17 protein-coding genes are annotated in these 21156 nt (G+C 42.1%); 6 read left to right on the top strand and 11 right to left on the bottom strand.

Annotated features, from left to right (window positions below; genetic code table 11):
* Positions 1-52: 52 nt before the first annotated feature.
* Positions 53-400: a DUF1801 domain-containing protein gene (locus OLM45_RS07720; protein WP_264509428.1), complete on the bottom strand. Its 348-nt coding sequence runs from the start codon at positions 398-400 to the stop codon at positions 53-55.
* Entirely contained in the window at positions 400-1770 is a 1371-nt protein-coding gene (locus tag OLM45_RS07715; protein WP_264509427.1) for a M28 family peptidase, read from the bottom strand. The genes OLM45_RS07720 and OLM45_RS07715 overlap by 1 nt, the downstream gene beginning before the upstream one ends.
* Before the next feature lie 86 nt (positions 1771-1856).
* Here OLM45_RS07715 and OLM45_RS07710 point away from each other — a divergent pair, with 86 nt between their 5' ends.
* Genes OLM45_RS07710 through creD form a run of 6 tightly spaced genes read left to right on the top strand, consistent with a single transcriptional unit; the run spans position 1857 to position 5209 of the window.
* Positions 1857-2489, top strand: coding sequence for a hypothetical protein (locus OLM45_RS07710; protein ID WP_264509426.1), 633 nt, complete (start codon positions 1857-1859; stop codon positions 2487-2489).
* Positions 2490-2510: 21 nt separating this feature from the next.
* A complete protein-coding gene (locus OLM45_RS07705) occupies positions 2511-2807 on the top strand; it encodes a winged helix-turn-helix domain-containing protein (RefSeq protein WP_264509425.1) in 297 nt (98 codons plus the stop codon).
* A 47-nt stretch (positions 2808-2854) separates the two neighbouring features.
* Positions 2855-3313: a ubiquinone biosynthesis protein COQ4 gene (locus tag OLM45_RS07700; RefSeq protein ID WP_264509424.1), complete on the top strand. Its 459-nt coding sequence runs from the start codon at positions 2855-2857 to the stop codon at positions 3311-3313.
* On the top strand, positions 3310-3606 hold the full coding sequence (locus OLM45_RS07695; RefSeq protein WP_264509423.1) for a hypothetical protein: 297 nt from the start codon (positions 3310-3312) through the stop codon (positions 3604-3606). The genes OLM45_RS07700 and OLM45_RS07695 overlap by 4 nt, the downstream gene beginning before the upstream one ends.
* A complete protein-coding gene (locus OLM45_RS07690; protein WP_264509422.1) occupies positions 3603-3902 on the top strand; it encodes a hypothetical protein in 300 nt (99 codons plus the stop codon). Before OLM45_RS07695 ends, OLM45_RS07690 begins: the two co-directional genes overlap by 4 nt.
* A gap of 17 nt (positions 3903-3919) precedes the next feature.
* Positions 3920-5209: a cell envelope integrity protein CreD gene (gene creD, locus OLM45_RS07685; RefSeq protein ID WP_264509421.1), complete on the top strand. Its 1290-nt coding sequence runs from the start codon at positions 3920-3922 to the stop codon at positions 5207-5209.
* Between the two features lie 164 nt (positions 5210-5373).
* On the opposite strand, the gene OLM45_RS07680 is transcribed toward creD, so the two are convergent.
* From OLM45_RS07680 to OLM45_RS07640, 9 genes are all read right to left on the bottom strand, one after another.
* Entirely contained in the window at positions 5374-6816 is a 1443-nt protein-coding gene (locus OLM45_RS07680) for an MFS transporter (RefSeq protein WP_129460905.1), read from the bottom strand.
* 163 nt (positions 6817-6979) lie between these two features.
* Entirely contained in the window at positions 6980-8722 is a 1743-nt protein-coding gene (locus tag OLM45_RS07675; protein WP_264512951.1) for a discoidin domain-containing protein, read from the bottom strand.
* A gap of 152 nt (positions 8723-8874) precedes the next feature.
* The gene (locus tag OLM45_RS07670; RefSeq protein ID WP_264509420.1) at positions 8875-10974 is read right to left on the bottom strand and encodes a glycoside hydrolase family 97 protein; all 2100 of its coding nucleotides are present in this window, start codon (positions 10972-10974) and stop codon (positions 8875-8877) included.
* A gap of 99 nt (positions 10975-11073) precedes the next feature.
* On the bottom strand, positions 11074-13368 hold the full coding sequence (gene bglX / locus OLM45_RS07665) for a beta-glucosidase BglX (protein ID WP_264509419.1): 2295 nt from the start codon (positions 13366-13368) through the stop codon (positions 11074-11076).
* A gap of 28 nt (positions 13369-13396) precedes the next feature.
* Positions 13397-14089 carry a prolyl oligopeptidase family serine peptidase gene (locus OLM45_RS07660; protein WP_264509418.1) on the bottom strand — a complete coding sequence of 231 codons (693 nt, stop codon included), beginning with the start codon at positions 14087-14089 and terminating at the stop codon, positions 13397-13399.
* Complete coding sequence (locus OLM45_RS07655; RefSeq protein WP_264509417.1) at positions 14089-15459, bottom strand: glucoamylase family protein; 1371 nt, start codon at positions 15457-15459, stop codon at positions 14089-14091. Before OLM45_RS07655 ends, OLM45_RS07660 begins: the two co-directional genes overlap by 1 nt.
* Before the next feature lie 68 nt (positions 15460-15527).
* Positions 15528-16433 carry a LamG-like jellyroll fold domain-containing protein gene (locus OLM45_RS07650; RefSeq protein ID WP_129460900.1) on the bottom strand — a complete coding sequence of 302 codons (906 nt, stop codon included), beginning with the start codon at positions 16431-16433 and terminating at the stop codon, positions 15528-15530.
* A gap of 15 nt (positions 16434-16448) precedes the next feature.
* On the bottom strand, positions 16449-17903 hold the full coding sequence (locus OLM45_RS07645) for a RagB/SusD family nutrient uptake outer membrane protein (RefSeq protein WP_264509416.1): 1455 nt from the start codon (positions 17901-17903) through the stop codon (positions 16449-16451).
* Positions 17904-17910: 7 nt separating this feature from the next.
* Positions 17911-20895, bottom strand: a complete 2985-nt coding sequence (locus OLM45_RS07640) for a SusC/RagA family TonB-linked outer membrane protein (protein WP_264509415.1) — start codon at positions 20893-20895, stop codon at positions 17911-17913.
* Positions 20896-21156 lie beyond the last annotated feature (261 nt).

The raw sequence follows: 21156 nt of genomic DNA, 5'->3' as shown, positions 1-21156 counted from the left end.
AGAGAACTAGATTAATACTTTGATTGGTGCGCAAAAGGGGCACGCCCCAATTTTAGCACAAAGAAATGGCTTCTTCAAGAACAGCCACAAGTATTGCTTGATCAATGGTTTCCAACTGGTAATAGCGTAAGGATTTCACCGTATTGCGATTGTCCCCATTCAAGGCATCTTGATGCAAAGTGAGTTGATAACCTTTGGTCAAACCGAGGTCCATAAATTGGCCTTTGTGGTTGGGAGCTAAATAACAAAAAGGTTTTCCGCGGAAATAATAAAACGGTATTTTGTAGCTAAATCGGAGTTCGATCTCGGGAATACACGCTTCAATAGTCGCCATACAATGCATCATGATGGATTGGTAGGGCTCCGGTTGGTTAAGTGTGTAAACTAAGGCAGGATGCACTATAAGATTCCGTATTTGTCGAATAAATAAATTAAGGAAGTCATGGCTGCGGCGCCTAACTCCAATTCGCGTTTGTTGACGGCATCAAAGGTATCGTTGGCCGCATGGTGGTGATCGAAATAGCGCTGGGAATCCGGTTGGAGTCCGGCTTTCACAATCTTTGGTGATTTCAACGGACCGATATCCACGCCGGAATGGCCTTTTCGGAACAAGTGAATCAAATAGGGTTCGAACAACGGTTTCCACAAACCCACTTGACCAAAATTGGCGTCATCAATTTCAAAGGAAAACCCGCGCGGTGCAAATCCGCCCGCATCGCTTTCCAAAGCAAAAATATGGTGCTCCCCTTTGCGTTGCGCTTCGGCTTCGTATTGGAGTCCGCCCTTTACCCCATTTTCCTCGTTCATAAATAATACCGCGCGAATGGTATGTTTGGGTTTGTAGCCAATTTTTTTAAAGAGTTCCAATACTTCCATACTTTGCACACAACCGGCACCGTCATCGTGGGAGCCGTCACCCAAATCCCATGAATCCAAATGGCCGCCAACTACCATGATTTGGTTGGGATATTCAGTGCCCGTAATTTCGCCAATCACATTATAGGAAAGTACCTCGCCCTTATTCACACAACTTTGGCGAAAAAACAAGGTGGCATTGGGATTGGATTTTAAGGCTTCACTAAGCGCATTGGCATCGAGTGTACTCACGGCTGCAGCAGGAATGCGTTGGTTTTCGGGAGTATCTCCGTAATTGGTCATTCCCGTATGTGGTAAATCGTCGAGGCGAAGATTCATCGAACGAACAATTACGCCCACAGCGCCTAACTTACCGGCTTCACGGGCACCCGACGAACGTTGGTCTACACAACCGCCATAGGCTCGAAAGGTTTCAATTTGTTCAGGGTCCATGGGGCGATTGAAAAAGATAATTTTACCTTTCACTTTATCTGCTCCTAAGGCTTTCAATTCGTCTAAAGATTTAACTTCGATCGCTTGCGCTTCGAGTCCGTTCTTGGGCGTAGCTACTGACATACCTAGCGCACAAATCGAAAGATCCAAGCGTTTTTTACCCAGGTTTAAATAAGCAACCTCCTTCTCCCCTCGCTCCCATTTGGGGACCAAAACTTCTTGAAGGTAGACTTTATCGAGTCCCAATTGATTCAGTTGCTCTTGCGTATACTTCACTCCTTTGGCCGCCCCTTCAGAACCTGAGAGTCGGGCCCCCACTTTATTTGACAAATCATCCAACCATTGGTAACAATGGCCTTGAGTCAATGCGGTTTTGTGGATGCGATCCAACATTTCCGCATCGGTCTGTGCCGTTAGAGATTGTATTGCCAATAAAAGTGCAAGGGAGAGTCCGTATTTCATGGAAGTGAATTTTTCTCAAAAATAATCGAAAAAAAGTTTGCTCAAAAATTAAATATTACTTTACTTTGTATCTCAAAGTACTTTTTATGGAAACGAATGATTATTTAAAGGACTTAAAAGACATCAAAGAAATGATGTCTAAATCGTCGCAGACATTATCGTTAAGTGGCTTGTCGGGAATCTTAGCCGGATTGTATGCATTAGCAGGTGCTTGGTATGCCGATTACCTACTAACTACTTACGACGTGCAAGATTATACGAATTACCGTATGCAAACTCCCTTCCCGATTGATGATTTAACGATACAGTTGGTGGGATTGGCAGCACTTATTGTATTTGCCTCTATCGTAACCGGAATTGTACTGAGTGCGGCTAAAGCCAAAAAACTAGGCGAAACGCTTTGGAATAGTTCGTCACGCCGCTTAATCGTAAATTTCAGTATTCCACTAGGAACGGGCGGAATTTTGGTACTGATTTTACTCAGTAAAGGATATTACGAATTGATTGCCCCCATGATGCTGTTGTTTTACGGTATGGGTTGTGTGAATGCCTCCAAATACACCTTTCGTGATGTGCGGTATTTGGGGATTACCCAAATTATATTAGGACTGATGGCGGCGTTCTTTAAAGATTCGGATTTGTTGTTTTGGGCCTTGGGCTTTGGTGTTTGCCATATCGTTTACGGCGCCATGATGTATGTCAAATACGACCGAAATTAATTGTACTTTTAACCCACTCTTGTGAAATCACTACTAGAAAATATCAACAAAGCTTTTGATCATCGCATCCGACTCGGAATCATGTCGGTGTTGATGGTCAATGACAGCGTGGATTTTAATACGTTGAAAGAGCTATTGGGGGTTACCGATGGGAATTTGGCGTCACACATCAAAGCGCTTGAATCGGAAGCCTACATCCAAGTGGAAAAACAATTCATTGGAAAGAAACCCAACACCCGCTATTTGGCGACAATTGCGGGAAAAACCGCTTTTAAAAATCATATTGACGCGCTCGAAAAATTGATTCAAAAATCATAAACCTATTTTTTTATCTAATTACTTTGTATTTCAAAGTACTTTTTGTTATGAAAGATTTATTTATAGAATGGATGTACCGCACGGTGAAAATACCTTACCAATGGGTATTTAAGAAAAAAGAAGCGTGGCCGGTGACGCTACAAGATTATTTACGTTTGCCCGAAGAAAGCCTCGGATTTCACCTGGGATGCTTTTTATGCCAACATAATTTTGACATCCAAGCCACCTTGGAAGAACACGATGTGTTTCATGTTTTGACCCACACCGGGATCACCGTTTTGGACGAAATCAACATGCAATTTTATCTATTGGGAAATGGAAAACGGAGTCCGTTTCTCTTCCTTGTCATCGGTACAGGTTTGGTTTTTTATCCATTTAAATTGAAAACCTTTTACCAAACCTATTGCCAAGGAAAACGGGCGCACCGGTTTTATGATCTGGATTTTCTGCAACTCCTTCCCCAACCCATCGCGCATTTACAACAAACGTTAAACATCAAACCATGAAAAAATTATCCGCCTACCAACGTATCGCTTTGGTCACCTTTTCTGGTGGAACGCTCCTTTTCTATGGTGCCCTAATCACAGGAGAAGACATCTTTATTCCGATCTGTATTCTATACACACTTATCTGTGGATTAATTCACGGAATTTGCCTCCTTCTTTTGTTTTTTTCCTTTTTAAAGCATCCGCTGCAACGCAAAACCATTGTACGAGAGGGACTCATCCTCTGGGTGAATTTCCCCATCGCTTTGCTATACCTCTTCATCTATTTGTATCATCAAAAAATACTTTTATGACCCGTCAACAATACCAAAGCGCTACCGGAATTACCTCCACGCGTATCGCCCTCGCTTCGTTTGGAATCGGGACCGTATTACTAATTGTACAAATGACATATCCCCATTTCAATCTTCTTTTTGGAGGATTTCTTTTTGTACTAACGGCCACATTCGTCAACTTGATTGTACTCGCCAATCTCGTTTATCACTTGTGTATCCAACACAACCATCGCGACTATTACCTCGTCAAAATATTGATTGTGCTGGCCAACATTCCCATCACAATCGTGTACCTCAAGATTCTTTTTAATTAATTATAACACTTACAATTATGGAACATCAAGATCAAGAAATGCAAACATTCATGCAGTCCAACACCGCCAAAATCATGATGGTGGGTTTTCTCACCCTCATTCTACTCATCCCGTTAGTTTTTGTCCAAAATTTAATCACCGAACGCAGTCAACGCCAAAAAGAAGTCGTCGATGAAACCACCGCCAAATGGGGTGGAGAAGTCTTTTGTTACGGCCCCGTACTGAAAGTCCCCTACTACGACAATGCCACCAAAAGCCTTGAGACGGCCTATTTTTTCCCAGACCAATTGAATACAACAACCGATGTGAAAATGGCGCGCGAACTCAAACGCAGTATCTACAAAGCCAACGTGTTTACCGCGGGTATTACTTTTGACGGCCAATTTTCGAATCCAAATTTCAACGGACTCTCCATTCCGGCCGAAAATATTCGTTGGAACGAAACCCAAGTCGTCTTACGCACCACCAACTTGAGTAGCATCAATAGCGAAGTTAAAATCCACGTGAACGGGCAAAATTTGACGTTCGAACCCGTTACTAGTGACAAACCTAGCGATACCATCGCCACTTTAGAAAGTGCCCGTTTCCCCATCACGGCCTTGTCAGGTCAGCGTTTCAAAATGCATTTGAATTACAACGGGAGCCACGCTATCCGCTTTGTGCCTGTAGGTAAAACCACCAAAGCTTCGATGACCGGTGATTGGAATTCGCCCAGCTTTACCGGAAACTTTCTCCCCGGAACACAGCAAATCGACAAAAATGGATTTTCCGCTCAATGGAACATCTTGCATTTCAACCGTCCGTTTAACCAACAGCAGTTTGGGGCGTTGCCCGATCTGAGTAAATATGCCTACCAAGTCGATTTAATCACGCCTGTTGATGAATACCAACAAAACGAACGAGCGTCAAAATATGGTTTCTTGGTCATCGGACTCACCTTTATAGTGTTCTTTTTGATCCAAAGCATTAGTAAAATCAACATCCATATTTTTCAGTATACCATGATCGGAATTGCGCTGGTGCTCTTTTACACCTTACTAATTTCGATTACCGAACACAGCAGTTTCACCGTCGCCTATGCGATTGCAGGAACAGCCATCGTCGCCCTAATCACCACCTATTCCCTTTCCATCCTCAAAAACCGAAAATTCCCGATGCTCATCGGTGGTGCGTTATCCCTTATTTACGCGTTCCTTTTTGTAATCATTCAGCTTGAAGATTACGCATTGCTGGTGGGCAGTATCGGGTTATTCGCCATCCTTGCCGCGGTGATGTATTTCTCGCGTAAGATTGATTGGAGCAGATAGTTGGGTGTCCTATTCACCTGCCTTCCTGCTGTCCGCGCTACACGCCTCCCTGCGTCCGGCGGGGTAGCTTGCTCCCATCAGGGCTAAGTGTCGGGTGCCAATTTCAAAAAAAACTCCGAAGTGTAAGTGCTTCGGAGTTTTGTTTTTATTGAAATAGATGTTAATTAATGACCACCACTTACTTTTTGGTCAAAACTAATACCTTGCGATTTTAAAATACCACTCACTTTCCACGCATAGAAAGCCAAGTAGGCAAAACAAGCAACGCCTACTATATAACTGGCATGGATACTGGTAACATCGGCTAAGTAACCTTGTAGCAAACTTACGAGGCCGCCCCCCATAATCATCATGATTAAATAACTACTACCTTGTGAAGTATGCTTTCCTAAACCGCTAATGGCTAAAGTAAAAATACAAGGCCACAACGTACTACAGAATAAACCAACTGAGGTAAATGCATAGACCGAAACCATTCCTTTGGTCGCCATCCCGAGTCCGAGAGCTGCAATTCCCAAGAATGAGAAAATCAATAACATTCGTGCCGGATTCCCTTTACTAGCGATATCCGCTAAGATGAGTACAAAAATCACAGCCGCATAAACATAGAACGGCGTTAAATCATGATTCATAAATTTATTCACACCCAAGAAAACTCCGAAAGCTAAATACGGTGCGATAAAACGTAAAATTTGACGCAAGTTCATATCTTCCGTAAAGGCTTCAACCGCCCCTGTCCAACGACCAATCATCAAACTCGCCCAATATAAAGAAATGAACGGTGCGATATCTTTGGTCGCAAAACCCAAATCTTTTTCCATATAAGCCGGTAAATTACTTGCCGTTGAAACTTCGACACCTACATAAACAAAAATTCCAATCATTCCCAACACCAATTGTGGATAGTTCAACGCCGATTGACGCACAACTGTTCCCGCAGTGACTTCATCTTCTACAACGGCTGCAGGCTTATCGGGTAAAGAAGACATTTTTAGTAAAATGGCTACGGCTAAAAAGGCCACTCCCAAAACCAAATACGGGATTTTCACACTTTCAATACTCATTTCAGTACTTTCAGAAGAAGCAGCACCAAAAATCGCAAAACTCACGATTAAGGGTCCGATGGTTGTCCCTAAATTATTGATTCCTCCCGCCATGGTTAATCGTTGCGATCCGGTGTTTATCGGACCCAATGCGATGGCTAACGGATTGGCTACGGTTTGTTGCAATGAAAAACCCAGTGCTACAATGAATAATGCTGATAACATCAACGGAAAGGAACCGCCGTTATTCGCTGCAGGATAAAACAACAAAGTACCAAGGGCTGAAATTCCTAAACCTAAGGCTAGGGAATTTTTATAGCCAATGCGGTTGATAATATCGCCTCCCGTGGCTTTTGATAATAGGATATACAAAATGGAACCAACGGTATAGGCAATGTAAAAGGCTACAGAAACGAGCTGACTTTGCCATTGTTCCAAGGTAAAGGCTTTTTTGAAAACAGGAATTAATATGTCGTTACTTGCTGCGACAAATCCCCAAAAGAAGAACACACTCGCCAATGGGATGAATTGGCCCCAATTGGTTTTTGTTTGCGCTGTACTCATAGTTAGTTTGGTTTAAGGTTAATCGATTCTAAAGATACAGTTTCTCTCATTTTTGAACGCATTACAACGTTATAGTTATCAACGAAATCGATTTCATAACTCAATTTTTGAGGATTTTTCAAAAAAATTACAACGTTTGCGGTTGTTGATAACAATAATGCAATCAATCGACTTTGATTACGGGTGTGCGCGGACTGATTCCGTTGGCGTTGAAAGCCTCGATTTGGAAGTAGTACACATCCGTGCGGTCCATGCCCGTGAAAAAATAGTCGCTTTTTCCATAGACCATGATACTGCCGTACAATTTATTGGGGTCTTTCCCAAAGTAAATTACATAGCCGTCCGCGTTTTGGTGTTGCTTCCATCGGATCCACGAACTGCGACGCTCGCCAAATTTCTTGGTATCGGCACGCAATACCATGAAATTTTCTACAGCTGTAGGGGCATCTCCGTTTCCTTTTCCAAATACCCGCAAGCCACTTAAAGCAAATTTACCCGAAGGCATGTGGGTATTTTCAAGTTTCACAAATCGCGCTTTTACGGGAGTTTTCAATTCGATATAATCGTGGGGAACGTCCTTTGTATTCTTACTTTTATCCGTAATGATAAACCATTTTTTCCCGTCTAGTGAACCCCAGAGTTTGTATTGGTGGTAAATGCCGTTGACTTTTCCCATCAATTCAACATCTTGGTCGGCGTAATTGATTTGGATAGCGTGCACAGTAGAAACAGCGCCTAAATCGGTTTGCAACCATTCGCCTTTATTTCCAGTTTCAGCGGACCAATAGGTTTTAATGTCTTCATCCACGGCAAAATTGGGTTGGAAACTCCCTAGAGTAGATGAAACTTGTACGGGTTTGTTGTAATTCAACAACATCCAACCCGCGAACATGTTGGTTAAATGCTCCCCCGCTTTGTTGGGTAACTTTGTGGGATAGTCGCCGTAGGCGGTGTTGCAATACAACACATCGTCTTTGTCAAACCCCGCAGGCCAGATTCCGGTGCGGCGTTCAAAATTATTTTTTACACCGATGGCAATCGTTGATGTATGCCACCAATGGTCGTAATTGTCTTTAAAAGTAGCGCCATGTCCGGCCCCTCTTGCAAATCCGCCCGGTTTATACGAAAATGGATTATGGGCTTGATAAGCAAAACCATCCAAGGGTTGGTCACTCACAAAAACTCCATCGGCGTAGCCCGAAAACTCGGTTGCGGGAGCGCCGTATTGCAAGTAATATTTTCCGTTGTACTTGGTCACCCACGCCCCTTCCATAAAGGGTTGCAAAAACGTATTGTCGTTGTATTCTCCAAAGCGTTCCCAACCGTGGTCTTCGGGATGTAACGACAAAAGTGGCTTTACATAGCCATCGGACTGCATGGTTTTTAAATTGATTTCGGTGCCGAGTAAGGGAAATTCATTGCTCGAACCCCAGTATAAAAACAATTTGTCTTTTTCTTCATCATAGAGAAAACCGGGATCCCACGCGCCTACTTTAAAGTTTTCTACCGCAATTTTCCATTCGTCTTGGGTGGGGTTCTTACTTTTCCAAAGGGCAAAATTGGGGCCGTGTGTTGAGCCAATGACATACATTTCGTCTTTCATGACAAACACGGCCGGAGCACAGAGTTCGTCATATACATTGGCATCGGGTTTCAAGAATTTACGGGAAATAAAATGCCAATCACTCATGTCGTCACTCCACCAATAGCCCCATTGGTTGGTAGAAAACAAGAAATACTTGCCTTTAAACGTGACCACAACGGGATCGGCGGTGGCGCGGTGTTTGCCTTGTTGGACAAAATTTGGAATGGGACAATACCCGTAATCGACGTTGATGGGATTGCAATAGGTGGTATTTTGAGCGTGAAGGTTAACACATACTAGAATTAGAAGCACAAACCCCATAGCCCTGATAGCAACGGAAAGCCCGCGTGCGGTGACGGCCGTACTTTGACCCATTGGCCGTAGCGACTTTAGGAGCTCACGGGCGGTGGTATTCAAAGGGCCAGAACAAACGCGGCTTGCAGTGGATAGCAGGAAATAGCTCATACAAAAACTTATTGAATCGGCTCGAAACTAACTGCAGTTCCGCCGCCTTTGGCAAGGTTTACTTTTAATTTGGACTTGGACGTTACCGTCATGGTTTTGATTTCGTAGGCTTTGGGATTATCTTTCCAATCGGCGCCTTTTCCATCTTGGTAGATGATGGCTTTGTATTTTTTGCCGGGCGTTAAGAAGTCCAATTTGACTTCGCTCGAACGTGCATTTTCATCAGTGATAGCGCCAAGGAACCAACGCTCACCGTTTTTCTCTTTGCGGGCTACGGTCAAATAATCGCCCGGTTCAGCCTCTAAATACTTGGAATCTTGCCAGTCTACCGCCACATCTTTGATGAATTGGAATGCATCGAGGTAACGCTCGTAGTTTTCGGGTAAGTCGGCTGCCATTTGCAACGGCGAATATAAAGTTACATACAACGCCAATTGCTTGGTTAAGGTGGTATGCACTTGTTCCGTTTTGGTTTTGTCGTAGTAGCTCATTTTAATTTCGAAAATCCCTGGCGTATAGTCCATTGGGCCACCCAACAAGCGGGTAAACGGCAAAATGGTTTCGTGAGCGGGCGGATTTCCGTTGCTCCAACCGTTGAATTCGTTGCCACGAGCGGCTTCGGCAGCGATGTAGTTGGGATAGGTGCGACTGTAACCTGTAGGGCGCGAACTCTCGTGCGAGTTAACCATCAAATTAAAGTCGGCTGCTCGGCGTGCCACAAAATTAAAGTGGTTTACCATGGTTTGTCCGTCATGGAATTCACCTCGAGGAATGATTCGGCCCACATAGCCCGACTTCACAGCAGGATAGCCGTATTCTTTCATTAGATTGAAGGCACGATCGAGGTGGCGTTCGTAATTGGCTACCGAACCTGAGGTTTCGTGGTGCATGATCATTTTCACGCCTTTGGATTTGGCGTAATCGTTTACTGCTTTTAGATTAAAGTCAGGATAGGGAGTCACGAAATCGAAAACGTCTTCTTTCCAGTTCCCGAACCAGTCTTCCCAGCCCACGTTCCAACCTTCGACCAATACGCCGTCAAAGCCGTGTTTGGCAGCAAAGTCGATATAGCGTTTTACGTTTTCGGTAGTAGCGCCGTGTTTGCCTGAAGGTTTTAGCGACCCGTCGGCGGCGTTTTGTGCATTTTGCGAACCGGCAAAGTCCCAGGTGGATTTACCCACGTGCATTTCCCACCAAACACCAACATATTTCATAGGTTTGATATAGGAAACGTCTTTGATTTTACAGGGTTCGTTTAAGTTGAAAATCATTTTTGAGGCTACGATTTTACGGGCATCGTCGCTGACAAAAATCGTACGCCATGGTGAAACAGCTGGCGTTTGTAGGTAGGCTTTATCCCCAATGGCATTGGGCACTAAGTGTGATGTCAATTGATATTTTGCGGGAACCGAATTCAGGTGCATTACGGGATAATTCACCACAGCCGCTTCAAAAATATTAAGGTATAAACCATTGGCTGATTTCATCATGAGGGGCGACTGGATGCGGTGATTATCGCGAATTGTTTTGAGTCCGATCCCATTGTTCATATCCAATTTGGATACATCGATATCCGAGAATGGCGTTTCATTGTACACATATTCTTGGCTATCGTAGTCGCCAGGAATCCAAAAGGTTTTGTGATTGCCCGCCAAATTGAATTGGGTATTTTCTTCTTTGATGATGAAATAATTCAGATTGGGTTGTTTCGGGAATTCATAGCGAAAAGCCACGCCCTCATCGTACACTTTGAAAATGATGTTCATTAAACGACCTGTTTCTTTTTGTTGCAGATTCAGGGTGAGTTGGTTGTACTTATTTTGAATCACCGCGTACTCGCCCATTACGGGCGTCCAGGGTTCATCCATGGCTTTTTCAGAGGAATTGATCAAGCTAAACCCTTTTTCTAAAGCGGGAATATCTTTCAATTCGATGCCCAACGTAGAGGTTAAGATCACGTCTTGGTTTTTGTATTTCACCGTATACGAAGGTTGCCCTTGAGCGGTAAGTTGGAAATTCACTTGAATTTCTTTGCTAGGTGAAGTTGTGGTTTGTGCTTGAACTAGAGTTACCAGTATGAGCAAAGCTGTAGTTATTAGATTTTTCATTCGAACTAAATTTTGGCTAAAGATACATTATCCTTTTTGGAGAAAAAACCCTTTAGCCAAACTCCAACTAAAGGGTTTCTGTTTAAAACATGAAAGGTATTATCTAATTAACTCAAATTCAACTTTGTTTTGGGTATCGGAATTCGTTCCGACGAACACCTCAAATTTTCCGGGTTCGGCCTTAAATTCTAAGGCATTGTTATAAAACTTCAAATCGTTTTCGGTGATTTCAAACGTGACGGTTTGCGTTTCCCCTTTTTTTAATTCAATTTTTTGAAATCCTTTCAACTCACGAACGGGGCGGGTTACCGAACCTACCACATCGCGGATGTACAATTGCACGACTTCTTTCCCGTCGTAATTACCCGTATTGGATACAGGAACCGAAACCGTGATTTTTCCTTTAGCATTCATTTTTGGAGCAGAAAGGGTGGCTTTACCGTAGGTAAACGTGGTATAACTAAGACCGTATCCAAAGGGGTATAAGGGTTCGTTGCGCTCATCTAGATAGTTGGAACGGAACTTTTCGAATTTCCCTTCCGTATTGTGCAGTGGGCGGCCGGTGTTTTTATGAGCATAGAAGATTGGAATTTGTCCGACACTTCTTGGGAAAGTAGTGGATAATTTTCCGGAAGGGTTTACTGCGCCAAAAACGACATCGGCGATGGCGTGTCCGGCTTCAGAACCGCCAAACCAAACGTCGAGGATGGCAGGAACTTTTGCATTTTCCTCTGTAATAACCATGGGACGTCCATTGAACAACAGAAGTACAACAGGCTTTCCTAATTGCAACATCTCTTTTAAAAGATCTTTTTGGGCTTGAGGGATTTCCAAGTTGGTTCGACTACTGCATTCCCCGCTCATTTCTGCTGATTCTCCTAATGCTAAAACGATAACATCGGATTGTTTGGCAACCGAAATGGCTTCATCCAACAATTCTTTTTTAGTGCGGTTATCGCGGTTTAGCGATTTACTGAACATGGTGGCATTGTCTTCAAATACGGGATCGTCATCGAGATTGGAACCTTTGGCATACATAATTTTAGCTTGGGTGCCCACAGCATCTTCGAATCCTTTTAAAACGGGAATTGAATTCTTTTGCACGGTAGCCACGCTCCAAGTTCCTGCCATGTTTTCCGCATTGTTGGCTAAGGGTCCGATTAAAGCGATGGTTCCTGACTTTTTAAGTGGTAAAATTTGGTTGTCATTTTTTAAGAGTACGATGGATTGAGCTGCGAGATTTCGGGCTTCTGCACGATGTGCTGTTGTATAAATTTCAGTCTTTTGACGGGTTTCGTTTAGGTATTTGTAAGGATCTTGAAAAAGTCCTAAATCGTATTTGGCTTCTAAAATTCGTTTGGCGGCAGCATCGATATCGGCGGTAGTAATTTTGCCTTCGGCTAATGATTTTTTCAATGTGGTTAAAAATCCTTCACCCACCATATCCATATCAATTCCAGCTTTTAAGGCTAGCTTCGAACATTCTTGTAGGTCGCCCATGCCGTGGTCGGTCATTTCATTGATTCCCGTATAATCGGTAACTACAAATCCGTTGAATTTCCATTGTTTGCGCAATACATCGGTCATCAACCAACGGTTTCCTGTTGCGGGCACCCCATCGATTTCATTGAAAGAAGCCATTACCGAACCAACCCCGGCGTCAACAGCGGCTTTGTAAGGTGGAAAATAATCGTTGTACATGCGAATCCGACTCATGTCCACGGTATTGTAATCGCGGCCGGCTTCGGGTGCTCCGTATAAGGCAAAGTGCTTTACACAGGCCATGATTGTATTGTCTGCGGTTAAATCTTTGCCTTGATATCCTTTAACCATGGCTTTGGAAATCAAACTTCCTAAATACGGATCTTCCCCTACTCCCTCGGCAATGCGACCCCAACGCGGGTCACGGCAAATATCGACCATGGGAGAAAAGGTCCAACAGATACCGTCGGCACTGGCTTCAATAGCCGCGATGCGGGCACTGCGTTCGATCAAGTTCATATCCCAACTACAAGACATCGCTAAAGGAATCGGGAATGTGGTTTCGTAACCGTGAATGACGTCCATTCCGAAAAGTAGTGGAATTTTTAAGCGTGAATTTTCAACGGCTATTTTTTGAACGTCTTTAATTTTTTGGAGCGATTTTATGTTGAATAATCCGCCGACTTTTCCATCGCGGATTTTTTGTGCCACATTAGTATTTTTGGCTTGACCGGTAACAAAGTCATCGGAGCCTGGTAAATTGAGTTGTCCTATTTTTTCGTCCAAGGTCATTTTTGCCAACAATTCGTTGACAAATTTTTCTTTGGGTGTTTGTGTGGTTGTCTTTTTCTTTTGCGCAAATCCGGTGAGGGCAATAAGAGAAAAAGTAAGTACTGTAGTTCTTAGTTTCATTGTAGTTTCTATGGTGGCCGAAGCCGATTTATTGGTGTTGTTGGAATAACCAGGTATAAAATTCAGGATTTGAATAGGTAGAATCCCAACTGTTGTGATTGTCGTTGGAGAAAATGGTTAATTCGACATTGGCTCCAATTCCTTTTAATTTTTGAAACATCTCAATCGAATTATCAGGAGTGACTACATCATCGAGTGCGCCATGAAAAATCCGAATGGGTTTTGATTTTAATTTTTCAGCGGTAAAAAGCATCATACGATCAACAGGCGCACAAACGGGAGCCACTGCGGCAAAGAGTTCGGGATGCTCCAGAGCCAATTTCCAGGTCCCCCACCCGCCCATGCTGAGTCCGGTTAAGTACACGCGACTGGGATCGATATTGTTTTTAGCGATTGTTTTTTTGATGAGTTCGTAAACCACTTCCGTGTCCCACCAAATGCCTTCGGGACATTGAGGCGCCAGGATGGCAAAGGGTTCTTTGATCAGATTTTGATACGTAAACGGACTGTGCGCTTTGACTAGTTCTAGGTCAGTTCCCCGTTCACCCGAACCGTGTAAAAAAACGATGAGCGGGTATTTTTCTTTCGTATTTTCAGGTAACTGTAGGACATAGCCCATAGTGACTTTTTTGGTTATTTTTTCTTCAAAAAGTGCCTTGGTTTCTTGAGCAAAACTGGTGAAACCGAAAAATACTAAAAGTAGTACACTTAATTTTTTCATTAGAATCCGTGTTGGGTTGATGAAAATCCGAGGTTTTGCAATCCAGTTTTCACTTCGGGTGCTTGCATGAATAAATTCCACAATAATCCTGTGCGGTAATTTTCAACCATGGGCGCAATAGTGCCTTGGTCGATAGCCAAATACCGTGGCGTTACCCAGTTGTATTGTGGTGAAAACGCATCATAGGGTCCGGCCACACCTACATAACTCGATTTTTTTTCATTGTATAAATACCGTAAAAACTTCATCGATTCGTTGGGTGTGTAGGGCATTGAGGATAGTGCAGCTGTAGGAGTAATAACGCCCGTATCATTATTGGGTTGGTGTGCTGTATAGCCCGTGGAACCATCGGCATTGCGGGTATAACTAGCGGTTAATCCCCAGCATTTATCCGAATAACCGGTATAGCCGTGTGGATTGGCAATACAGTATTGATTGATGATTTTACTATGATTTTGAGTAAGTGTCCAATAATTAGCATATTGATCCGTCAAACCGCGTGGATCCAATCCTAAATAGGAATATTGACACCAGAATTGGGGTCCGACATTCCCTGTAGCCCCATTATAATTAAGCACGACAGGTAAGCCAAATTGGACTCCTGAATTTACAATTGCGCCAGTTCGCGCCCAACCTTGTTGGTACACTATTGGCGAAATAGGATGCGTTGGTGAAGCGGCGGCCATTACATAGGTAATTAAACACTCGTTATAACCTTCGATTTTCATATTCATTTGCCAACCGTAATTGGGTGACCAATGCCAGTAAAGTGCATTTTCACCTTTGGTATACCAATCCCATTCTACCCCTTTCCAAAGGTTATCTGCTTTTTGAGCGAGGGCTTGTTCGGTGGCATTCCCATTTTTAAAATATTCGCGAATACAAATTAATCCTTGACAAAGGAAGGACGTTTCGACTAAATCGCCGCCATTATCGACCGTTCCAAACGGAATGACATGACCTGTATTTCCATCGATCCAATGCGACCAAGCACCGTGAAAGCGATCGGCATTTTCGAGAAAATTCAGGGCAGTAGTCAGTCGGTTTACCGCTTCAGCACGATTGATAAATCCGCGATTGACACCTGCAACAATCGTCATCAATCCAAATCCAGAGCCACCTGTAGTGACAATATTGGATTCAAAGGATGGATTGTCGGTATGGTAACGTTCGCGCGCCAATTTTGAATTGGTTTCGGCATATTCCCAAAAATATTTTAGGGCATCTTGTTGCACTTTATCCAAGAGTTCGGTATCCGTATAAACCACGGGATTCTCAGGAGTAGTGTTTAATGGCGTACCTGACGAACTGCTATCTGAAGAAGAAGAACAGGCCCAAACCGTCAGTGCCAATACGATTGCTTTTAGCATATTTTTTTTCATAATCAAAAAAGTAACCACCCTTTGAGATAAAAGGTGGTTACTAAAAAAACAAAATATTACCTGTTATCTTTTTCTAACAAATACAAAGCACGTACATCATTGTCGGCTAAAGCAGTATTGTAAATACGGAATTCATCCAATAGACCCGTATAGTGAAGCATCCAACCATCCGGAGCACTCCAAGGCGAACCTAAATGTTGTTGGTAGCCACCGATAACGAATTTTGACACATCTGAACTGGCTAAGTTTCCATAAGGCACACCACCGGAAGCGGGATCATTGGTATAGCGTTTCGACATGGATTCAGGTAACGTCAACTTTTGTCCATCGATATACATACTGTAAGTAGATGTTGTAGCGTTGTAAGACCAAACCATGTGTTTCCATACACCAAACATGTTGTTCAATACATTGGAACCATCGTGCACAATCCATTGCCCACTCCATGGGATGGAAGGTGTAACATCTTTTTGAATATGATTTTTCACGAGCATGGTCGTGTTCGGTCCCGTTCCTTCAATCAATGTAAAAATGTTGCCCCAGAAATCTGTTGTTTTGGGTAACATAAACAAACATTGGGCACCACCGGTATGGGGATTTGTTTTAATCCAACCCGATACCGTTATACTCGTTAAATTCTTCACATCATTAGACACATTATCATAGGCGATAAAAGCAGAGGAAGATCCTTGATAGGCTTTCCCTTTTACACCTGTTTGATAGGTAACATCGGTACCGTTACCACCACTAATTCCATTTTTAGAATCGGTAATGTTGTCTTCAAAACTACATTTCACCAATAAATTACTAGGTGAAATTTCATCGGAACTGGCATATCCTCCAATGGGAGCATACGGAATTGGAGCATTATCTTCATCAATACTCTCTTTATTACAGCTCACTAAGGCTACTGTTGTGAACAGGGTAGCACAAAAAAGCGCAAGTACATTTCTATTTTTCATGATACTATAAAGGGATTAATAACCAGGATTTTGTGAAGATAATCCGGCTGATTCATTAATAAATTTTTGAGGAATTGGGAACAATTCATGTTTACCCACTACGAACGTTTTTCCGTCAAGTGCAAAAGCCGCTTGTGCTTGACCTGTGCGCACTAAATCAAAGAAACGATCGTGTTCAAAAGCCAATTCGAGACGACGTTCTTTCCAAATAGCTGTTCGAACATCACCTTGAGAAAGTGCGGTTGTATTACCTAAACCTGCACGGTTACGAATGGTATTCACCAAACTTATCGCGCCTGATGTTTGACCTAATTCGTTCATCGCTTCAGCTTTAATCAAAAGCACTTCAGCATAACGTAAGTATTTAATATTCACGTCGGTTTCCCATCCATCGGTAAAACTAGAAGAATACGCTTTATAATTGTAGCGTGGATTTTCTACAGTTGTAGGAACAAAGCGCCCGTCATACAAGGTGGTTCCTGCGAAAATGATGGTCGCATCTTTACGAGCGTCACCCGACTCATAAGCATTCACTAAACTTTGCGAAGGCGTATTGAAGCCCCAGCCCCAACCTCCAGCACCACGGGCACCTTGAGAAGCGGAATAGCCTTGAATCCCTTTTCCGGGAGCAGAACCTACCCCTGAAATTTCAAAAATAGATTCGGTGTCAAATTCACCGGATAAACGGTATTGTGAAGCGTATGTAGGTGCTAAACTATAACCTGTAACCGCATCGCAATGATCGATAGCTTGTTGCCATTTTTGTTGGTATAACGATACTTTTGCTAATAAAGCATGGGCTGCACCAACAGAAGCTCTAGCTTTCTCGGTAGAAGCATAGGCACTTTTTGCGGGTAAAACCGCAATGGCGTCAATTAAATCTTGTTCGATGAAAGCATACACTTCCGCTTTGGAACGACGGGTCAATTCCATCACGCGATCCGCGTCTGAAGAAGGATTTGGAACGTGGTCAACAATAGGTACGCCACCGTACATGCGAACCAAATTAAAGTACATAAAAGCACGTAAATATTTGGCTTCACCAATTAACCGGGCACGTAAATCGGCATCAGCATTGTCTAATTGTGGAATATAATACAAGGCTTGATTACATCGATTTATTCCTTGGTATTGCGCCAAAAAAACTTCTTCAACCGATAAACTTGAAGCATTATAGGTTAAAGCATCCATCAAATCCTTATCGGTACCGGTATCACCTGGAGACGACCCTTTATCGGCATCATCGGAAGCAATACTTGTCATTCCATTCCAAGAGAAAGAAGTCATGTTCCAATCTAAAAATTTCGCATAAATTGAAGTGACAAAGGATTTTGCACCTTCATTATTGTTGTACAATGCCAAATCGGAAGTAGAAATACTCTCGGTTTGATCAACATCTAAAAAGTCTTTTGAACAGCCTACATACAATAGACCTGACAAAACAACTAATGGGATATATAACTTTTTCATAGTTTAATTAAAATTTAAGGTTAACACCAAACACAAAAGAACTTAAGGTTGGATAAGCATCCAATTCCACTCCCATGGTGTCTGTTGGATTTCCATTACCTAATAATTCAGGACTAAATCCAGAGAATTTTTTCACGATGAATGGGTTGATGGCATTGAAATACACACGAGCATACGAAATGTATTTTGTAAATTCTGGCAACTTATACCCTACTGTAATATTGTTTACACGGAAGAAATTACCGGACTCTAAGTAGTATGTAGAAGCTACTGGAACTTGGTTAAACGCAGCAGGATTGGAAGCGCCTGTATTTTGAGCAGTCCAAAAATCAGAAGCAATTGAATCTTCTATGTTTTCTCCAGAAAAACGTTGCGCTTTTTTACCGTTGTACACTTTTGAACCTAATGTTCCGTAAGTATCCACAGTCACGTCAAAGTTTTTATAGTTCATACCAAACGACAATCCGTAAGTAGCATTTGGCAATACAGAACCTACATATTTACGGTCAGCATAAACCAAAGCATCTTGCGTTACTTTAGAACCATCGGCTTTGTAATATAACATTTGCCCATTGGCATCTAAACCTGCATAATCATACAAGAAGAAACTTCCTAAAGCATGGCCAACAGAAGATTTGTCCATAATTTTAGTGAATTGACCGTTTCCTAATCCACCGCCTGTTTGTGTGGCAATATTGGGGTTATTCAAGCTATCCAACATATTACGGTTGTGGTTGAAGTTACCTGAAACAAAATAGGTCAATTGATCATTTACTTTACCATCCCAACGCAACGACAACTCATACCCTTTATTGGAAACTACGCCCACATGACCAGGTGCTGCATCGCTAACCCCTGCAGTACTGTATGGAAGAATATTTAAAATAACATTCTCTGTCTTTTTATTATAAAAATCCAATGATCCTTTCAAATGACGTCCTAAGGTTTCAAAATCAAAACCACCAGAGGTTTCTCGTGTAATCTCCCAAGTTAATTTAGGGTCGATTTGAGAATTGATGGTAATACCAGATAAATATTGGGTCATGTAGTAATTATAATCCCCACCTGTAGCGAAAGCTTGGTTATTTAATGGAACGTTTTGGTTTCCTAGTTTCCCCCAGCTTGCGCGAACTTTTAAGAAATCCAATCCTTTGATGTCTTTCATAAAGTCTTCATTGGTAGCAATCCATCCCAAACCTACTGAAGGGAACGTTCCCCAACGGTAATCTTTAGCAAATTGGGAAGAACCGTCACGGCGCACAGTGGCCGATAGTAAATAACGGTTGTTGTATTTGTATTGCAAACGACCAAAATAGGAATTTAATCGTCGCTCGTTGTACATAGTCTCTTTATAACTCGTAACGTTTGGCAATAATTCATTACCAGCAGTAGACCAGTAATTGGAGTTCGGACTCACATTTTTTAACGTTGTCGTAGTAATAAAACCACTTCCTGTACTTGTAGCCTCCATACCTGCTACCAATTCAACATCGTGTTTTTGAGCAAAAACTTTGTTGAAAGTAAAGTAATTGGAAAGGTTCCAACTGTAATTTCGAGAATTTTCACGGTTTAATGTGTTTAAATTACTACCTCCAGGATAGTTTGAAGCTACTCGCGTTGGATCTGCAGCTAACCAAATACTCAAATCATCCGAGTAATTGTATTTACGGAAGGTATTGTATTCCGTATTGTACACGGATGAAAATTTCAATCCTTTGGCCAATTCAATATCCAATTTTAATCCGCCTTGTAAGGTCATCCCGCGTTGTTGTTCGTCAAAGAAATTCAATTGCGCAACCGGATTCCCTACATTGTTGAACGAACTTCCTGTGGTTGAAGCAAATCCGTTGGTTCCAACAAAAGAAACACCATACTGTCCTGATGGAAAGTAAACAGGTACAATTGGCGATTGTTTGTAAGCTGTAGTAAAAGCCGAATACGGTTTGGGTTGGTTATTGTTTGTAGCAATACTCAAGTTTTGGGCAAGCGTAATACGTTTTGAAATTTTAAATTCGTTATTCGTACGGAAAGTAATTCGGCTAAAATCCATCCCATTCAAAATCGCTTGCTCGTTGTAACGACCTAAACTGAAAAAATATTTAGCTTCTTCATTCCCACCAGAAACGGCAATGTTGTTTTGGGTATAATTTCCTGTACGTGTTATCGCTTTAAACCAGTCGGTATTCACCGGTTGATCTTGTGAAAATGTGGTAGAGCCTAAAGCCATATTGCTGTAGAAAGCATACTTGTTACTTCCTGCCATTTTCACCACACTTTGCGGCGTTCTGAACCCTACAAAAGAATCCAATTCAACATTTAATTTTCCTTTTCCTTTTTTGGTTGTAATAATGATTACCCCATTTGCCGCACGGTTACCATATACCGCCAAGGCAGAAGCATCTTTAAGCACTTCAAAGGAAACAATATCATTGGAATTGATATTTCCTATTCCGTTAGTAGGCATCCCATCCACTATATACAAGGGATTTCTTCCTCCTAACGCAGTCCCCAAACCACGTATAATAACTGAAGGTTGTGAACCCGGTGCATCAGATGCGACAACTTGAACCCCTGCTGCCTTTCCTTGAATACCTTGTACAGCATTCAAAACTTTGGTACGGGTTACCTCTTCTGCTTTTAATGAAAGTACTGCTGAAGTATTGTCAATTTTTTTTCGGGTACCGTACCCAATTACTACCACATCGTCTAATTTCGTAGTTGCATCGGCTAACACTACAGGGTTTAATGTGGCATTAGATTTAAGGGTTACCGTTTCAAATCCAATCATGGAAAACTGTAAGTCATCCACTTCTTTAAGATTTAGTTTGAAACTACCATCTTGATCGGTGATGGTGGAAAGCTTGGAATTGATTGCTTTCACATTGACTCCTACCAGAGGAGCACCATTTTTGTCTACTACTTTTCCAGAAATGTTTTGTGCATGCATAAACACTGGAAAAATAAGCAACAAAAGCAATACTAATTTTTTCATACTCTATTTTGTTGTTTTAAGGTTAATTGTCAACGAATTTAGGTATTACAACGTTATAGTTGTGTTGATTAAGTACACTACATTACTACATCATTTTTTGATAAATAAATTTTAAATTATTTATTTTCAACAATTTAAAATGTTAATTAAAAATAAAATACCTCTCATATAAAAACCCAAATGATGTAGTTGTGATGCAGTAAATTGAAGTGACTAATTGATAAAAAAATAGGGATTAATTTACTAACCCCTCATTTTTTC

The organism is Flavobacterium sp. N1719 (assembly GCF_025947045.1).
In the GTDB taxonomy this organism is placed as follows: domain Bacteria; phylum Bacteroidota; class Bacteroidia; order Flavobacteriales; family Flavobacteriaceae; genus Flavobacterium; species Flavobacterium stagni.
This window is presented reverse-complemented; position numbering and strand designations above follow the sequence as displayed.